Source organism: Nordella sp. HKS 07 (assembly GCF_011046735.1).
GTDB lineage: Bacteria > Pseudomonadota > Alphaproteobacteria > Rhizobiales > Aestuariivirgaceae > Taklimakanibacter.
Genome location: NZ_CP049258.1, coordinates 4,146,338 through 4,162,931, shown reverse-complemented (window position 1 = coordinate 4,162,931; position 16,594 = coordinate 4,146,338). Strand labels below are relative to the sequence as shown.

Below are 16,594 nucleotides of genomic sequence, written 5' to 3'. Positions count from 1 at the left end.
AGGATCGGGGGAAGGCTCCCCTCCGCCCGCGCGGTGAGCACGAGGGAGGGGAAGTCAACTAGGCCAGTTTCTAGTTATATTACTTGAGCTTGCCGTCCTTCTTGGCGAGCTCTGCCATTTCCGCCTCGATCGCGGTGAGCGCGTCGGCCGGCTTCTTCTCGCCCGCCACCGCGAGGCTCAGCTCGCGGCCCAGCACCTCGACGAGCTGCGGCGTGTAGGTGAAGACGGGGAAATTGTGGCTGGTCAGCAGCATCTCCTTCAGGGCCTTGGCATAGGGATATTTGGCGTTGACCTCGGCATCGTCGAAGACGTCGGTGCGGGTTGGCGAACCGCCCTGCAGCGCGCGCTTCTTGGCGATCGCCGGGCTTTCTACCCATTGGAGGAACTTCCAGGCCGCGTCCGCATTGGGACTCGATTTCGGAATGGCCCAGCCCCAGGCGCCGTTCAGGCTGCCGCCTTTGCCCGCCTCCGGCCCCGGCACCGGCATGATCTCGACCTTGCCCACGACAGCGGATTTCGTCGGATCATCGGTCGCGGCGCGGAAGAAATTGTAGGTGATGTAGCTATAGGCCTTGCCCTGCGCCATCACGTTGAAGGCTTCATCGAAGGAGAAGCTCGCCGAACCTATAGGCCCGAATTTGTTGACATTGGTCGCATATTGCTCGACCGCCTTGACGCCCGCTTCCGTTTTGAGCGTCGGTTTCCAGTTGGCATCGTGATATTCGCCGCCATTGGCGAAGAGATAATTCGACCATTCCATGGCGATCGGATCAGGCCTGAGGCCCTGATTAACCACGCCGTTGATACCGTCCTTGGTGAAGAACTCCACCTGCTTGAGATACTCGTCCCAGGTCTTCGGCACGTCGAGATCAAATCCGTATTTCGCCTTGAAATCCGTATTGTTCTTCTCGTCCGCCAGGAGATCCTTGCGATAGAGAAGACCCATCGCATAATTGTAGAAAGGCAGCATGTAGGTCGTGCCGTCGACTTGGCCTACGAGATCCATGAGCTTCGGCACATAGACGGAGGTGTCGAATTTATCGGCCTTGATGCGCTCATCGAGCGGCTGCAGCCAGCCGGCCTTGGTGAACTCGCCGACCCAGTAGAAATCGACCACGATGGCGGAATAGCTGCCGGTGGGAGCGACGAGCTGCGGAACCAGCTTGGTATGCATCTCGGCGTAATTGACGACTTCCAGATTGACGTCGATGCCCGTTTCCTTCTTGAACTCGGGCAGGAGCGTCTTCACATATTCGGTATCCGGGACGCCCTCCATCAGGATGTTCACGGTTTCGGCAAAAGCCGGACCCGAAAGTCCCGTCGCCAGTGCCGCGGCCAAGAGCCAATTCTTCAACATGTTGCAACCTCCCTGGTCAGCCCGTTGTGTCGTGTTCGTTTCACTTGAGGGCTCCAAGTGAAAGACCTTTGATGAGATGCTTGCGCAGGAACGGCAGGAGCGCGAAGACCGGCATCAGCGACACGACGGTGGCGGCTGCGAGAGGTGCTATCTCGACACCGGCATGGGTCTCGAGTGCTGCGAGCCCGACCGGCAGCGTCTGGCTGTTGGGCCCGGAAAGCACAAGCGCGAAGAGGAACTCGTTCCAGCTCAGAATGAATCCCAGAAGGCCGGCCGCCAATATGCCGGGGGCGGCGACAGGCACGGCTATATAGCGGAATGCCTGCCAGCGTGTGGCGCCATCGACACGCGCTGCCTCTTCGAGCCTCGCGACGTCGCCTTCGAAGAAGGAGACCAGCATCCAGGACAGGAAGGGCAGTGAAATGGTGAGATGGGCGATGACGAGGCCGGTGCGGCTCTGCATGAGACCGGCCAGTAGGAACATGCCGAAGAGCGGCAGGACCAGGATGATCGGCGGCAGCATCTGGCTGGCGAGCACGCCCAGGCGCAGGAAGGTGCCGCCGGTATTGAAGCGCGCGAAGGCATAAGCGAGCGCCGTGGCGAGCGGCAGGGCAACGGCGGTAGCGCCCAGCGCGATGAGCAGGCTGTTGAGGAACCAGCCGGCAAAGGGATAGCGCGCGAAGATTTCGACATAGTTCATGAGACCGACGGTGCCGATCTCGGGCGGAATCTTGTAGGCGGTGAGCCGGTCGGTGAAGCTCACCCGCAGGATCCACAGCAACGGCATCAGGATCATGAGGGAGAAGGCACATAGAATAATGTGCGGCAGAACCCTCGCGACGACCCTCTTCATCCCCGACGCCCACTCCCTGAAATTTCTTTTGATCGTTTTCGATCATTATAGTGGCGGAACTATCAGAAACAAGACATTATGCTGTGAATTTCCCGCTCTTTTCATGAGCGAATTTGAACGCTTTCGATCATCTCTCACCCACATTGAACGATCATGCCGCAGCGCGATCCGATTGCCCGCCAAACGCGCCTGGTTGAAAGCCTTGCCCGTCGCGGTTTTATGAGTGTTGCCGATATCGCCGAAGAGACCGGCGTTTCGGAGATCACCATCAGACGCGATCTGACCGAACTCGAGCGCAGCGGGACGATCCGGCGCACCCATGGCGGAGCGCTCATCGCGCGCAACGGCGCCGCCAAAATCTATGACATCAGGGAGCCGACCTTCGAGGCGCGGCGCCGGCGCAACAGCGACGCCAAGATCCGCATCGCCCAAGCGGCTGCGCATTTCGCCAGGCCCGGCCATACGATCGCGCTCGACACCGGCTCGACGACGCTCGAGCTCACCCGCTTCCTCGCCGATGTCGCCGACCTGCGGATCATCACCAACAATACACGCGCAGCGGGCCTCCTCGCCGAGGCCCCCCACCCTGTCTATCTGCCGGGCGGCCGGGTGCGCGGGCGCGAATTGTCGATCTATGGCTCGAGTGCGGCGAGCTTCGTCGCCTCCTACCATTATGACATCCTGTACCTTGGGCTCTCGGGAATAGACGAGACCGGTCTGTTCGACTATTCGCCGGAGGACTGCGAGATCAAGCGCGCCTTCATCCAACGCTCGGACCAGGTGGTGGCGCTGTGCGACGCGAGCAAGTTCAACCGCCAGGCCATGGCGCGCATCGCCGGGCTTGGTGAGATCCACGTCATCATCGTCGATGCACCGCCGCCGGAGGAGCTGCGCCGGGCGATCGAAAGCACCGGCGCGAAGATCGTCGTGGCGCCTCCCTCGTCGGGTTGACCCGATTCACTCCGGGAGCGCCGCGGCGATCTCTTTCATCAGTTCGATGACGGCGGATGTGCGAATGCCCTTGGGATTGGCGCGCAGGTCGACGGTCTGCACAAGAACCAGCTTCTTCGCCGGGAGAAAGGCGATGATCTGGCCGCCGAAGCCCGCGGCATAGGCTCCGCCCCTGCCCCACGGCTCCGAAGAAAGCTCCCACCACATGTAGCCGTAGCCGCGGTTGCCGCGATTAGTGCGCGCATGCGCCCACGTGGATTCGCGCACCCAGGCGGCAGGAATGACCTGCCTGCCGTTCCAGCGCCCCCCATTGGCGAAGAGCAGGCCGAAGCGGGCGGCATCTCGCGCTGTGAGCTGAAACGGATAGGCCGGATACACCGATACCTTTTCAAAGGCATATCGCCCGTCGCGCTTGGAGAAATCCTCCATGCCGATCGGGCGGGCGATGCGCGTGGCGAAGCTCGCGAAGATGTCCTCACCCGTTTCCTTACGGTATATCGCGCCGAGGGCATTGAAATCCCAGTTGTTGTAGAACCAGTACGTGCCAGGGGCGTGGCTGCCGCGGGCAGGGCGATTTGATTTGATCTCGCGGGTCTCATGGGCGGCCAGGTGATAAATGCCCGAGCGGGATGTCAGGAGATCGCGCACCGTAGCCTGCTTCTCTGCCTCATTCAGAGACGGTTTCTTGTCGTCGATGCGCAAATCGGCGAGCGTGCTCGTCAGGCTGATGCGATGTTCGGCAATGGCGATGCCATAAAGCGCGCTCAACAGGCTCTTGCGGACCGAAGCCACGTTGATCTTGCGATCGAGCGCACCCCAGCTGGCGATGATCTTGTCGCCCTCCACGACCATGAGGGCGGTCGGCTTTTCCCGGATGGAGTAAACCTGGACTAGGCCGGATATCGTCCGCGTCATGGCCGTCTCATCGGCCTTAAGCCATTGTTCCGCCGGTTCGGCGCCCGCCTGGGCGGCGGCCACGAGACTCAAAACCAGACAGAGAATCAAACGCATCGCTTCTTCCCTTTCGGCACGACGGTCTTGCCTCGGCATCATGCCGAAAATGCGTCAAGACTCGCGATTGGGTCCGCCACAATGCTGATCTACACTGCTCCTTCGGCATACCGCCAGGAGGACCACCATGACCGCACCCAGGCCATACAAAACTCACATCGGCAATCACCGTCTCCATCCCGAAACACTGATGCTGAGCTATGGGTTCGATCCGCAGCTGTCGGAAGGAGCCGTCAAGCCGCCGGTTTTCCTGACCTCGACCTTCGTCTTCAAGAACGCCGAAGAGGGCCGCGACTTCTTCGACTACGTGTCCGGCCGGCGCGAGCCGCCCAAGGGCACCGGCGCCGGCCTCGTCTATTCACGCTTCAATCATCCCAACAGCGAGATCGTCGAAGACCGCCTCGCCGTCTTCGAGGGCGCCGAAGCCTGCACGCTCTTTTCCTCGGGCATGTCGGCTATCGCCACCACGCTGCTGGCTTTCGCGCGGCCGGGCGATGCCATTCTCCATTCGCAGCCGCTTTATGGCGGTACCGAGACCCTGCTGGCCCGCACATTTCAGACACTCGGCATTTCGTCCGCGGGCTTCTCCGACGGCGTGAATGAGGCGGCGGTGCGCGCCGCGGCCGATGAGGCCCGCAAGAAGGGGCGGGTCTCCGTCATCCTCATCGAGACGCCGTCAAATCCACTCAATACGCTGGTCGATATCGAACTCATGCAGCGCATCGCCGATGAGATCGGCAAGACGCAGGACCTGCAGCCGGTCGTCGTCTGCGACAACACGCTTCTGGGTCCCGTCTTCCAGCGACCGCTCGATCACGGCGCCGACATTTCGCTCTACTCCCTCACCAAATATGTCGGTGGCCACTCCGATCTCATCGCCGGCGCGGCGCTCGGATCGCGCGCGGTCATCAAGCCGGTCAAGGCGCTGCGCGGCGCCATCGGCACGCAGCTCGATCCGCATTCCTGCTGGATGCTCGGACGGTCGCTCGAAACACTCGCTCTACGCATGGAGAGAGCCGACGACAATGCAAGGGCGGTGGCGCAGTTTCTGCAGGAGCATCCGAAGGTCGCCAGGCTGCATTATCTGCCTTTCCTCGACGCGGCTGATCCTGCCGCGCATGTCTTCAAGGGCCAGTGCACCGGTGCCGGCTCGACCTTCTCCTTCGATATCAAAGGCGGCCAGGCCGCCGCCTTCGCCTTCCTGAACGCGCTGCAGATCTTCAAGCTCGCGGTCAGCCTCGGCGGCACCGAGTCGCTCGCCAGCCATCCCGCCGCCATGACGCATTCCGGTGTGGCGAAGGAGGTGCGCGACCGCATCGGCATCCTTGATTCCACCATTCGCCTGTCGATCGGCGTCGAGCACCCCGACGATCTTATCGCCGATATCGCCCAGGCGCTGGCCCTCGCATGACCAGCACCGCGACACGCACCTCCAGAGTCATCAAGGCCGCGCCCGAGAAAGTCTATGCGGCGTTCATGGATCCCGACGCCCTCCTCGCCTGGTTGCCGCCTGGCGGGATGACCGGCCGGATGCATGACTTCGACGGACGAGAAGGCGGCGGTTACCGGATGTCGCTGTTCTATCCGGACAGCGAGTCATCGATGCACGGCAAGACTGCGGAAGGGGGAGGACATGGCAAGCGTGCGCTCCATCGAATTGCGGCCGGCGCGGCGGATCGTCGAAGCTGTCACCTTCCACAGCGCCGATCCGGCCTTTGCCGGCGAAATGCGGGTCGAGATCCGCTTCGACGATGTTCCCGGCGGAACGGAAGTGACATTCATAAGCTCGGACATTCCAGCGGGCATCAGGCCGGAAGATAATGACGAAGGCACCCGCCTGTCGCTCGAGCAACTGGCACGTTATGTCGAGATATCATCATCGTCGGACAGAGGTTCCGCAAAATAGCGCTGGATGGTGGCGCCGATGCGGCGGCCACAGAGCTTCAGGCCGTCACTCAGACGCAGCATATGTCATTGCGGCAAAAGTCCTTCAGGCGTCATCTTGTCGACGACATCGGGAAGCACTGACGCCAAGCGCGAAAGCAGGTCCGCGCGGCTCAAGCCGGTTTGCTTGGCGAGACTGTCGATGAGGTCTGGCCCTAACGCGCGTTCCACTTCCGAATCATTGATCGGCTTGTTGGCTCCGGTTGCCACCCATGAATCCGCGGTCGCACCCTGGCCGTTCTGCCGGAGGCGGTCGACCAGCTCACCAAGACCACTATTCATATCGGCGCCTGTCGCGCCGCCACCAAGAGATTTCCGTGCGCTTTCCAAAATTCCGCCGAGGGGGGTGTTGGGATCAGACGCTCCGAGACCTTTGACAAATTCTCCAATCTTATCGCGATTTTGATATCCCGCGATGGCGATCAGTCCCAACAGAGCACCGAGCGAAGGCATTCCTCTAGCCATTTTCATTCTCCTGTTTTTCGGAGTAGCATCAGGTGCCAATATAGCACTTTCGAAGTGCTGCAGGATGAATGCGACACAGAGGAGCGCCTCATGAGCTTTATCTGGACGATCATTATTGGATTCATTGCAGGGGTAATTGCCAAATTCCTGATGCCTGGCCCCAATGAACCCTCCGGGTTCATACTGACGGCAATCCTGGGTATCGTCGGGGCGTTTGTTGCTAGCTATATGGGCCAGGTTATAGGAATTTATGGCCCCGGCGAAGGCGCTGGCCTTATTGGAGCAGTCATCGGAGCTGTAATCGTGCTCGCTGTCTGGGCGATGATTGCGAAGAACAAGGCGGTCTGAGAGGCCGACCGATATTTGCCTGTCATTGCATCGACTGTTTCCGGCCTTGATCAGGTAATCGACCGGCTGCAGCGCGCTGGAAGAGTGCCCGCGTTTCCTGAAATGATGGTACACCTCGATAGCAGGAGATCGCCGGCGCTGGGGATTCCAATCCCCTCAATGTCGGCTTGGGGTCATTCGCTACCGGGTCGAGTCAGCGGCAGTCCGGCCATGTCCGCAATGCCTTGAAAGCGTTTCTGGCGTTTCTAGAAGGCGCTAAAATTCATGACTGATCACACAACAGTGCTCGGAGTGGAGGTTTGAATGCCCAATTCCTTGCCCGACCCGTCAAGCCTACTGGCGCCTGCGCTACCAGCCCGAGACGACAGGAACTGGGCGCGCAGGGCGATCAACATCCTTGAAGGAGATGGAATTCGGTCGGCCGACACACACTTGATCAATCCTGCCTTCAGGGGTCTGCGCGGTGTTTCCTTTTATCTAAAGGATGAATCCACTCATCCGACCGGAAGCCTGAAGCACCGATTGGCGCGCTCTTTATTTCTGTACGGCATCTGCAACGGCAAGATATTACAGGGCACGACTCTGGTTGAGGCTTCCTCGGGTTCAACGGCGGTAAGTGAAGCCTATTTCGCGCATCTCCTCGAACTGCCGTTCATTGCTGTCATGCCGCGATCTACGAGCCGGCAGAAGGTTGAGGCGATCGAGCGGTTCGGCGGACTCTGCCGTTTCGTCGACAGCCCGACCGCCGTCTACGATATTGCCGCGCGGCTGGCCGAACAGGCTGGAGGTTACTACCTTGATCAGTTTACCTACGCCGAACGCGCGACTGATTGGCGCGGCAACAACAATATCGCCCAGAGCATCTTTGATCAGATGAGGGCCGAGCAGCACCCTGAACCCGCATGGGTGGTTATGAGCGCAGGCACGGGTGGGACCTCGGCTACGATCGGACGTTATATCCGATACCGAAACTTCAGCACGCGGCTTTGCGTCGTCGATGTCGAGCATTCGGCTTTTTACGAATGTTTCTTGAGCGGCAATCGTCAGGCGACTTGCTCGCGGCCGTCTCGTATTGAAGGTGTTGGACGGCCGCGTGTCGAGCCGTCTTTTGTACCTAGCGTCGTCGACCATATGATCAAGATACCGGACGCTGCGTCGATCGCAGCCATGCATGTGCTCTCGGACCGACTGTTTCGGCGTGTCGGCGGATCAACCGGCACCAACTTTTTCGGGCTATGCTGGATTGCTGCAAACATGATGGCGGAAGGCAGGGAGGGATCGCTGGTATCTCTTATCTGTGACAGTGGCGACCGATACGCTTCCACCTACTACAATCCCGACTGGTTGAAAGAAAACCAGATTGAGGTCGAGCCGTATCGGGAGCTGCTGGAGAGCTTTCTGGAGTCCGGAAATTTCAGAGCATTGCAGTTTGACCTGCCACTGAAGGCTCCTCCAGAAGGAGCTAGAGTCCGGCTCCATCAGAGGGATGGGTGATGAAGAGGAAGCGGTTTTCGGATGAACAGATCATCGGGATTCTGCGCGATCATGAGGCAGGCGCGAAGGCGGGTGATGTTACCCGTAAGCACGGCATCTCAGAAGCCGCGCTTTATATCTGGAAGGCGAAGTTCGGGGGCATAGATGCTTCCGATGCGCGTCGGCCCGGCCATGTCTGCTATGCCCCAAAAAACGATTAAATTCTGCAGCGCAGCAAAACGAATCGAAGTGCTAATACCGGAAGTGAGTAGCTGCCCTAGGTCGATGATAATTGGTAATTTACTCGCGGACTGGAGACATGGCGATGCTGGTCAGACCTGCGCTTCGGGAATATCGAACCTGGAATACAGACAGTCGGCGTTGGGCAGCGTACCAACCACGAGCGGGCGACATTATTGTTGCGACATATCCAAAATGCGGCACGACTTGGATACAACGGATAGTTGATCTTCTGGTTTTCCAAACCACTGAGCCTCGCCCACTTGATAAGACCTCACCTTGGATCGAGCGACGCATACCGATGAGTCCAGAAGAGGTCATGGCCTCGATTGATGCGCAAACCCACAGGCGCGCTTTAAAAACCCACCTGCCGCTTGACGGATTACCGCTTTACGACGATGTCCAATATATCCATGTCGGTCGTGACGGTCGCGATGCGGTCCTGTCCTTTCATAATCATCTTAGTGGCGTTAAGGATCAAATCCTCGTTGCAAACGACGCGCTAGGCCTCGCTGACGAAACGATTGCCCGATCATACCCACGTGTACCAGCCGATCCCGCCGAATATTTCCACAAATGGCTGTGCATGGGTGCTATCGCCGGGCAGACGGACGGATATCAGTTTCTTTCGTATTTCGAGCTTGAGAAAAGCTATTGGAGCGAGCGCCACCGCGATAACATCCATTTCGTGCACTATAAAGATCTTAAGGCGGACCTGGAATCCGAAATGCGCCTCCTCGCTGCGTTCCTACGCATAAAGGTTGCGGAACAGATTTGGCCTTCACTCATTCACGCGGCCGAGTTCAACGCGATGAAGGAACAGGGCGCTGAATTGATGCCTGGGGTCGTTGGCATGTTCAATGATGGCAAGGATCGGTTTTTCAATAAGGGTCTTGATGGCCGATGGCGGGATATTTTTGATCCCGCTGATCTCGCCACATACACATCGAAACTTGCGGCAACTCTTCCGCCAGGCTGTGTCCGATGGCTTGAAGGTGGAAGGCGAATGGCCAGCCCGCGGGATTTTGCGGCTGATGGCTCATAAATTGGCAGCAGTCTTGCTCGCACACCCGGACTTTCGGATCGGGCCTTTCGCGACCGGGTCGAGTCGAAAAGAAGTCCAATCATTAAGCGCGGCGGATACCGAAGAGCTGACTCTATTCAATGGACCCGGGCTTGCGCCAGCCTGACGGTTGATCGGAGATGTCCTGATCCGCAACCAGCGGCTCGGTCAGATAGCGCTGGATGGTGGCGCCGATGCGGCGCACGATCGCCTGGCGCGGCATCGCGAGGAGCGGCGGCAGCTTGAGAATGTAGCGCGCATAAGCGAGGCCGATCATTTGCGTGCCGATGAGTGCTGCCACCTCGCCCGCCTCGGCATCACCGCGCAAGCGGGCGACCGTTGTGACGATCTGCTCGCGGAATATGGCGCGGGCGCGCTCGGCCGCGTCTTCGTTGCTCGCCGTTGAGCGCAGCAGGAGTTGCAGCGAGTCGTCCTCGGATTCCTCCCAGCGCTTGAGGAAATGCGAAACCAGCGCCTCGCCTAGCTTGTCGCGCGGGTGGCCGCTCAGATCGGGAATGCGCAACTCCACTGTCATCGCCGCGGCGAACAGGCCGCGCTTGCTTTCGAAATAGCGCATCACCATCGAGGGATCGATGCCGGCGTCGCCCGCCACCTTGCGGATGGTCGTGCGCTCGAAGCCTTCCTTGCGGAACCGCTCGCGCGCCGCCTCGATGATGCGCGCGCGCGTCGCGTCGGATTTCCGTATCTTGCCAGACTTGTTCATTTCTCTTGGTAATTCAGTCGTTTATCTTGACCTTACATAATCGAAATGGTGGCCCATGTTGACAAAGGAGCCGCAATGACGATATGCCAACAGTTGTTGGCTTTTTAGTCGATGTCAAGGCCCATGCAAGGATCGGACTCCCGGACATGAAACGCTTGGTGCCTATACTGGCCGTACTCCTGCTCGGCGGACTTGCCGCCTGGTGGTTCGATCTGCCGGCCCGTTTCGGCTTCGCCGAAGCCCGGAACGGCCCGATCAGGCTCTATGGCAATGTCGATATCCGCCAGGTGGAGCTCGGCTTCCGCGTCGGCGGGCGGATCAGCGCGATGGAGTTCGATGAGGGGGACAGCGTCAAGGCTGGCGATCTGCTCGCCCGCCTCGATACCAAGCCCTATGAGGACGCGCTCGCCGCCGCTGAGGCACAGGCCGGTGCTCTCAGGGCCCAGCTCGACAAGCTGGTGGCCGGGCCGCGCATCGCCGAGATCAGCCAGGCGCGCGCCCAGCTCGACGAGCAGACCGCCAATTACGAGAATGCCAAGCTGACTTACGAGCGCGCCGCGCAACTGCGTCCCGGCGGCACGGTCTCGCAATCGGTCCTTGACAGCAACAAGGCGGCGCGCGATGCGGCGCTTGCCCGCGTCGTCTCGGCCCAACAGGCGCTCGATCTCCTGCTCGAAGGCTCGCGCAAGGAGGATATCGCGGCGGCGCGCGCCAGCCTGCAAGGCGCGGAAGCAAATATCGCTGCGGCCCAGACAGCGCTCGACGACGCGCAATTGAAAGCGCCGGCTTCCGGCACCATTCTGTCGCGCCTGCGTGAACCGGGCGCCATCATCGCCACCAGCGACATCGTCTATGTGCTCTCGCTCGACCGGCCGGTCTGGGTGCGCGGCTATGTCTCCGAACCCCTGCTCGGCAAGATCCATCCCGGTCTCGAGGTGACGGTCACGACGGATTCGGCGCCGGACCGTCCCTATCGCGGCAAGGTCGGCTTCATCTCGCCGGTCGCCGAGTTCACGCCGAAATCGGTCGAGACGCCGGAGCTGCGCACCGATCTCGTCTATCGTCTCAGGGTCGTCATCGACGCGCCCGATCAGGGCCTGCGCCAGGGCATGCCGGTGACGGTGCATATCCCCGAGCCAAGCGGGCCATGATCTGCCATGAGCGAAGACTTTGTCCGGATCGACGCGGTCAGCAAGACATTCGGCACAGCCTCCCCGGCGCTCGACGGGATTTCGGCCGCGATCAAGGGCGGTGAGATCACCGGTCTCGTCGGACCCGACGGCGCCGGCAAGACGACCCTGATCCGGCTGATGACGGGGCTGTTGCTGCCCGATGCCGGCACCCTCACCGTGCTCGGCTTCGACACCTGGCGCGAGGCGGCGAAGATCCAGGCGGCGATCGGCTATATGCCGCAGCGCTTCGGGCTCTATGAGGATCTGAGCGTCCAGGAGAATCTCGATCTTTATGCCGATCTGCGCGGGCTGCCCAAGGCTGAGCGCGCCGCCGTCTATGATGAGCTTCTGACCTTCACCGATCTCAAGCGCTTCACGGCAAGGCTCGCCGGCAAATTGTCGGGCGGCATGAAGCAGAAGCTCGGCCTTGCCTGCGCGCTCCTCAAGAAGCCGCGCCTGCTTCTCCTCGACGAGCCGGGCGTCGGCGTCGACCCCATCTCGCGGCGCGAATTATGGAAGATGGTGGAGCATCTCACGCGCGAAGGGATCGGGGTCGTGTGGTCGACCGCCTATCTCGACGAAGCGGAGGCCTGCACGCGCGTGGTGCTGCTCAATCAAGGCAAGCTCCTGTTCGCCGGCCCGCCCGCCGAGCTCACCCGGCGCGTCGACGGGCGGGTTTTCAAGCTCACCGGCAGCGCTGAGCGCCGGCGCCCGCTGCTCGCCAGCCTGCTCGGGCGGCCGGGCATCATTGACGGGGTGATCCAGGGCGAGGCCATACGCATCGTCACCGGCGCCGAGGCGGGTCGCGGTGCCCTGCCGGAGAGCGAGGCGGCGCGGGCCGCCGCCACGGCGCCCCGCTTCGAGGACGCCTTCGTCGATATGCTGGGCGGTGGTCCCGGCGGCCACTCGCTTCTGGCGGACGCGACGGAGCCCCGCGCCGGCTCCGATGCCTATGTGATCGAGGCACGCGGACTGACCAAGCGCTTCGGCGACTTCACCGCCGCCCAGGACATCACTTTCAACATCAAGCGCGGCGAGATCTTCGGCCTGCTCGGGCCCAACGGCGCCGGAAAATCGACCACCTTCAAGATGCTGTGCGGCCTCCTCAAGCCGAGTGCGGGCGAAGGCCGCGTCGCCGGCTTCGATCTCAGGCGCGACACCGCCGAGGCGCGCAACCGGCTGGGCTACATGGCGCAGAAATTCTCGCTCTATGGCGATCTGAGCGTCGCCCAGAATCTCAATTTTTTCGCCGGCGTCTATGGCCTCAGGGGAGCGCGCAAGCGCGAGCGGATCAAGCTCGTCACCGACATCTTCGACTTCCGCCGCCATGCGCATCAGTCGGCCAAGGACCTGCCGCTCGGCCACAAGCAGCGCTTGGCGCTTGCCTGCGCCGTCATGCATGAGCCGGAGGCGCTGTTTCTCGACGAGCCGACATCGGGCGTCGATCCGATCACGCGGCGCGAATTCTGGACGCATATCAACGGCCTCGTGGAGAAGGGCGTCACCATCCTCGTCACCACCCATTTCATGGACGAAGCCGAGTATTGCGACCGCATCTCGCTGATCTTCCGCGGCAAGTCGATCGCGCTGGGCTCCCCCGATGACTTGAAACGCCGCGTCACCTCGCCTGAGAATCCCGACCCCACTATGGAGGATGCCTTCATCGCGTTGGTCGAAGGTTCGGAAAGGGAGGCGGCATGAGCGGGCGCGGACATTCCCCCTCCATCATCTCCCCTTCTCCCGCTTGCGGGAGAAGGTGGCGCGAAGCGCCGGATGAGGGTGTTCTTCCTGCAAAGAGCAAGGAGTCCTCCAAAGAGCGCGATGACGGAGCCAACACCCTCACCCGCCCTGTCGGGCACCCTCTCCCGCAAGCGGGAGAGGGGGAAAGCAGCAGCGCATGAGCACGCTGCCGGAAGATAGGGGCTCAAGCTCTCTCCGCCGCCTCGCCGCGCTCGTGCGCAAGGAGACCTATCAGATCCTGCGCGATCCGAGCAGCATCCTCATCGCTTTCGTCCTGCCGCTGATCCTGCTCTTCCTCTTCGGCTACGGCGTGTCGCTCGATGCGACACGCACCCGCATCGGCGTCGTCGTCGAGACGATGTCGCCGCTCACCCAGGGTCTGGCGGCAAGCTTCCAGGCGTCGCGATATTTCGACGTGAAGCTGGGCCGCGACCGGCGCGACTTCGAGGAAGCCCTCGTCGTCGGCGAGGTGCGCGGCATCGTCGTGATCCCGGCGAGCTTCGCGAGCGACTTCACCGCCCGCACCTATCCGCAGATCCAGGTCATCGTCGACGGCACCGATCCCAACACCGCAAGCTTCGTGCAGAACTATGTGCAGGGCGTCGTCGCCACCTGGATGCGGCTCAGGACCAGCGAAACTCAAGTCGATCCTCCGGGCATCAATGTCGAGCAGCGCTTCTGGTTCAATCCGGAGCTCACCAGCCGCAACTTCCTTGTGCCCGGCTCGATCGCCATCGTGATGACGCTGATCGGCACCTTGCTGACGGCGCTGGTGGTCGCGCGCGAATGGGAGCGCGGCACGATGGAGGCGATGATGGCGACGCCGGTCACCGCCGCCGAGCTGCTCGCCGGCAAGATCCTGCCCTATTTCATCCTCGCCATGGCGTCGATGACACTGTGCGTGCTCGTCGCGGTCGTGCTGTTCGGCATTCCGTTCCGCGGCTCGCTTCTCGCCCTCTATGCCATATCTGCCGCCTTCCTGCTGCCGGCGCTCGGCCAGGGCCTGCTCATCTCGGCGGCGACGCGCAACCAGTTTCTCGCTTCGCAACTCGCACTTCTCTCGGCCTTCCTGCCCGCCTTCCTGCTCTCCGGCTTCCTGTTCGAGATCAGCTCGATGCCGACGATCATTCAATGGATCAGCGCCATCGTGCCGGCGCGCTATCTGATCCCCAGCTTGCAGACGGTGTTCCTCGCTGGCGATATCTGGCCGCTCTTCCTGCGCAACATCACCATTCTACTGCTCGCTGGAGCTGTTTTTCTCGGCCTCGCCGCCCGCAGTACCGCTAAGAGGCTCGGCTGACATGTGGGGCCGCATCCTCGCCTTGATCATCAAGGAGTTCCTCGCGATCCTGCGCGATCCGCGTGGCCGCCTGGTGATCGTCGTGCCGCCGATCCTGCAGCTCTTCGTCTTCTCCTATGCCGCGACCCTCGAAGTGACGAATGTCGATATTGTGATCCTCAACCGCGACAGCGGCAAATGGGGCCATGAGCTGATCCAGCGTATTGAGGGCACCCCGTACTTCCGCCGCCTGGTCCGCACCGATGATGAAAAGGTGCTGCATGATCTCGTTGACCGTCAGGAGGTGATCGCGGCCCTTCAGATCGGTCCCGACTTCTCGCGCGCCATTGGTGCTGGCAAGGCCGGCGATGTGCAGATCATCCTCGATGGGCGGCGCTCCAATGCGTCCCAGATCGTCGCCGGCTATCTCAACCAGATCATCGCCGGGCTCGCCGCCGACCTCGCCTCGCCGCGCCAGCGCGCAGCGAGCGTCACCATCGTGCCGCGCAACTGGTTCAATCCGAATCTCACCTATATCTGGTTCACGGTGCCGAGCCTCGTCGCTATCATCGCGCTGCTGATCGGCCTCATCGTGACGGCGCTGTCGGTGGCGCGCGAGCGCGAGCTCGGAACCTTTGACCAGCTGATGGTTTCGCCGCTCAGGACGCACGAGATCCTCATCGGCAAGCTGACGCCGCCCATGTTGATCGGACTGTTCCACATCACCATCTATGTCCTGATGGCGGTGTTCTACTTCGAGATCCCGTTGCGCGGCTCGCTGTTCCTGCTTTATGGCAGTGCGCTCTTCTATCTTGCCTCGGTGGTCGGCATCGGCCTCTTCATCTCATCGCTGTCGATGACGCAGCAACAGGCCATACTCGGCGCCTTCGTCTTCATGGTGCCGGCGGTCCTGCTCTCGGGCTTCGCCACGCCGATCGAAAACATGCCGGGCTGGCTGCAGCCCGTGACCTATGTCAATCCGCTGCGCTATTTCCTGGTGGTGGTGAAGGGCGTGTTCCTGAAAGACATCCCTTTGAGCGAAGTCATCCACAACACCGCGCCGTTGGCACTAATCGCCGCCTTCACGCTGAGCGCCGCTGCCTGGCTGTTCCGCAGCAGATTGGAGTGATCAGGATTTGATGTTCCCTCAAGTCGTCATCCCGGCGAAAGCCGGGATCCATTGGATAAGAGCAAGTGGGCAGTACTGTGCATTTGGAAAGTATTTAGTGGATCCCGGCTTTCGCCGGGATGACGACATTCACTACCGCACCACCGCCGCGGTCTGGCCGAAGAGGATCTTCTTCTCCTCTTCCGTCATCGGCTTGCCGGCCGTCGGATTGACCGTCTTCACCAGATCATAGGCGGCGATCGTCGCGGGCCTGGCGCGAATGGTTTCGAACCAGCGCTTCAGATGCGGGAAGTCGGCTAGGTCCTGGCCCTGGCGCTCATAGGGCACGACCCAGGGATAGGACGCCATGTCGGCGATCGAATAATCCGCGCCGGCCACGAAGGCGCGATCGGCGAGACGCTTGTTCAACACGCCGTAGAGACGGTTCGTCTCCTTGGTGTAACGCTCGATCGCGTAGTCGATCTTCTCGTTGGAGTAGTTGCGGAAATGATGGTTCTGGCCGGCCATGGGCCCTAAGCCCCCCATCTGCCAGAACAGCCACTGCAGCACGTCGGCGCGCCCGGCAAGATCGTCGGGGATGAACTTGCCCGTCTTCTCGGCGAGATAAAGCAGGATGGCGCCCGACTCGAACAGGGAGATCGGCTTTTTGCCCTTGGCCGGCTTGGTGTCGACGATGGCCGGGATGCGATTATTGGGCGCGACGGCGAGGAATTCCGGCTTGAACTGCTCGCCCTTGCCGATGTCGATGGGAATGAGCCGGTAGGGAAGCCCCGCCTCTTCCAGGAACATCGTGATCTTATGGCCGTTGGGCGTCGTCCAATAATAGAGATCAATCATGGCTGGCT

16 protein-coding genes and 2 pseudogenes are annotated in these 16,594 nt (G+C 61.2%); 12 read left to right on the top strand and 6 right to left on the bottom strand.

The window, feature by feature from the left end; genetic code table 11:
* Positions 1-79 precede the first annotated feature (79 nt).
* Complete coding sequence (locus G5V57_RS19615; RefSeq protein WP_206530077.1) at positions 80-1,357, bottom strand: sugar ABC transporter substrate-binding protein; 1,278 nt, start codon at positions 1,355-1,357, stop codon at positions 80-82.
* 40 nt (positions 1,358-1,397) lie between these two features.
* Positions 1,398-2,210: a carbohydrate ABC transporter permease gene (locus G5V57_RS19610; RefSeq protein ID WP_165169247.1), complete on the bottom strand. Its 813-nt coding sequence runs from the start codon at positions 2,208-2,210 to the stop codon at positions 1,398-1,400.
* Between the two features lie 153 nt (positions 2,211-2,363).
* Here G5V57_RS19610 and G5V57_RS19605 point away from each other — a divergent pair, with 153 nt between their 5' ends.
* On the top strand, positions 2,364-3,161 hold the full coding sequence (locus tag G5V57_RS19605; RefSeq protein ID WP_165169246.1) for a DeoR/GlpR family DNA-binding transcription regulator: 798 nt from the start codon (positions 2,364-2,366) through the stop codon (positions 3,159-3,161).
* Positions 3,162-3,167: 6 nt separating this feature from the next.
* Here the strand turns inward: G5V57_RS19605 and G5V57_RS19600 are convergent, their stop codons facing one another.
* Positions 3,168-4,172, bottom strand: coding sequence for a serine hydrolase (locus G5V57_RS19600; RefSeq protein ID WP_165169245.1), 1,005 nt, complete (start codon positions 4,170-4,172; stop codon positions 3,168-3,170).
* A gap of 127 nt (positions 4,173-4,299) precedes the next feature.
* Between G5V57_RS19600 and G5V57_RS19595 the strand changes: the two genes are divergently transcribed.
* From G5V57_RS19595 to G5V57_RS34890, 3 genes and pseudogenes are all read left to right on the top strand, one after another.
* Entirely contained in the window at positions 4,300-5,583 is a 1,284-nt protein-coding gene (locus G5V57_RS19595) for a cystathionine gamma-synthase family protein (RefSeq protein ID WP_165169244.1), read from the top strand.
* Positions 5,580-5,738: pseudogene (locus tag G5V57_RS35345) on the top strand (SRPBCC domain-containing protein); the annotation flags it as partial. The gene G5V57_RS19595 and the pseudogene G5V57_RS35345, both read left to right, overlap by 4 nt.
* A gap of 67 nt (positions 5,739-5,805) precedes the next feature.
* The gene (locus tag G5V57_RS34890; RefSeq protein ID WP_256378590.1) at positions 5,806-6,078 is read left to right on the top strand and encodes an SRPBCC domain-containing protein; all 273 of its coding nucleotides are present in this window, start codon (positions 5,806-5,808) and stop codon (positions 6,076-6,078) included.
* Between the two features lie 65 nt (positions 6,079-6,143).
* On the opposite strand, the gene G5V57_RS19585 is transcribed toward G5V57_RS34890, so the two are convergent.
* Positions 6,144-6,581 carry a YidB family protein gene (locus G5V57_RS19585; RefSeq protein ID WP_165169243.1) on the bottom strand — a complete coding sequence of 146 codons (438 nt, stop codon included), beginning with the start codon at positions 6,579-6,581 and terminating at the stop codon, positions 6,144-6,146.
* Positions 6,582-6,671: 90 nt separating this feature from the next.
* On the opposite strand from G5V57_RS19585, the gene G5V57_RS19580 reads away from it, so the two are divergent.
* From G5V57_RS19580 to G5V57_RS19565, 4 genes and pseudogenes are all read left to right on the top strand, one after another.
* Positions 6,672-6,929, top strand: a complete 258-nt coding sequence (locus G5V57_RS19580) for a GlsB/YeaQ/YmgE family stress response membrane protein (protein WP_165169242.1) — start codon at positions 6,672-6,674, stop codon at positions 6,927-6,929.
* 303 nt (positions 6,930-7,232) lie between these two features.
* Complete coding sequence (locus G5V57_RS19575) at positions 7,233-8,423, top strand: PLP-dependent cysteine synthase family protein (protein ID WP_165169241.1); 1,191 nt, start codon at positions 7,233-7,235, stop codon at positions 8,421-8,423.
* Positions 8,423-8,587, top strand: a pseudogene (locus G5V57_RS19570) (transposase); the annotation flags it as partial. The gene G5V57_RS19575 and the pseudogene G5V57_RS19570, both read left to right, overlap by 1 nt.
* A gap of 134 nt (positions 8,588-8,721) precedes the next feature.
* A complete protein-coding gene (locus G5V57_RS19565) occupies positions 8,722-9,687 on the top strand; it encodes a sulfotransferase domain-containing protein (protein ID WP_165169239.1) in 966 nt (321 codons plus the stop codon).
* A 112-nt stretch (positions 9,688-9,799) separates the two neighbouring features.
* Here G5V57_RS19565 and G5V57_RS19560 read toward each other — a convergent pair whose 3' ends face one another.
* The gene (locus tag G5V57_RS19560; protein WP_165169238.1) at positions 9,800-10,429 is read right to left on the bottom strand and encodes a TetR family transcriptional regulator; all 630 of its coding nucleotides are present in this window, start codon (positions 10,427-10,429) and stop codon (positions 9,800-9,802) included.
* 146 nt (positions 10,430-10,575) lie between these two features.
* On the opposite strand from G5V57_RS19560, the gene hlyD reads away from it, so the two are divergent.
* From hlyD to G5V57_RS19540, 4 genes are all read left to right on the top strand, one after another.
* Entirely contained in the window at positions 10,576-11,580 is a 1,005-nt protein-coding gene (gene hlyD, locus G5V57_RS19555) for a secretion protein HlyD (protein ID WP_165169237.1), read from the top strand.
* A 6-nt stretch (positions 11,581-11,586) separates the two neighbouring features.
* On the top strand, positions 11,587-13,302 hold the full coding sequence (locus G5V57_RS19550) for an ATP-binding cassette domain-containing protein (protein WP_165169236.1): 1,716 nt from the start codon (positions 11,587-11,589) through the stop codon (positions 13,300-13,302).
* A 196-nt stretch (positions 13,303-13,498) separates the two neighbouring features.
* Entirely contained in the window at positions 13,499-14,641 is a 1,143-nt protein-coding gene (locus G5V57_RS19545) for an ABC transporter permease (RefSeq protein ID WP_165169235.1), read from the top strand.
* A gap of 1 nt (position 14,642) precedes the next feature.
* Positions 14,643-15,749 carry an ABC transporter permease gene (locus tag G5V57_RS19540; RefSeq protein WP_165169234.1) on the top strand — a complete coding sequence of 369 codons (1,107 nt, stop codon included), beginning with the start codon at positions 14,643-14,645 and terminating at the stop codon, positions 15,747-15,749.
* A 132-nt stretch (positions 15,750-15,881) separates the two neighbouring features.
* On the opposite strand, the gene G5V57_RS19535 is transcribed toward G5V57_RS19540, so the two are convergent.
* A complete protein-coding gene (locus G5V57_RS19535; RefSeq protein WP_165169233.1) occupies positions 15,882-16,586 on the bottom strand; it encodes a glutathione binding-like protein in 705 nt (234 codons plus the stop codon).
* Positions 16,587-16,594: the final 8 nt, after the last annotated feature.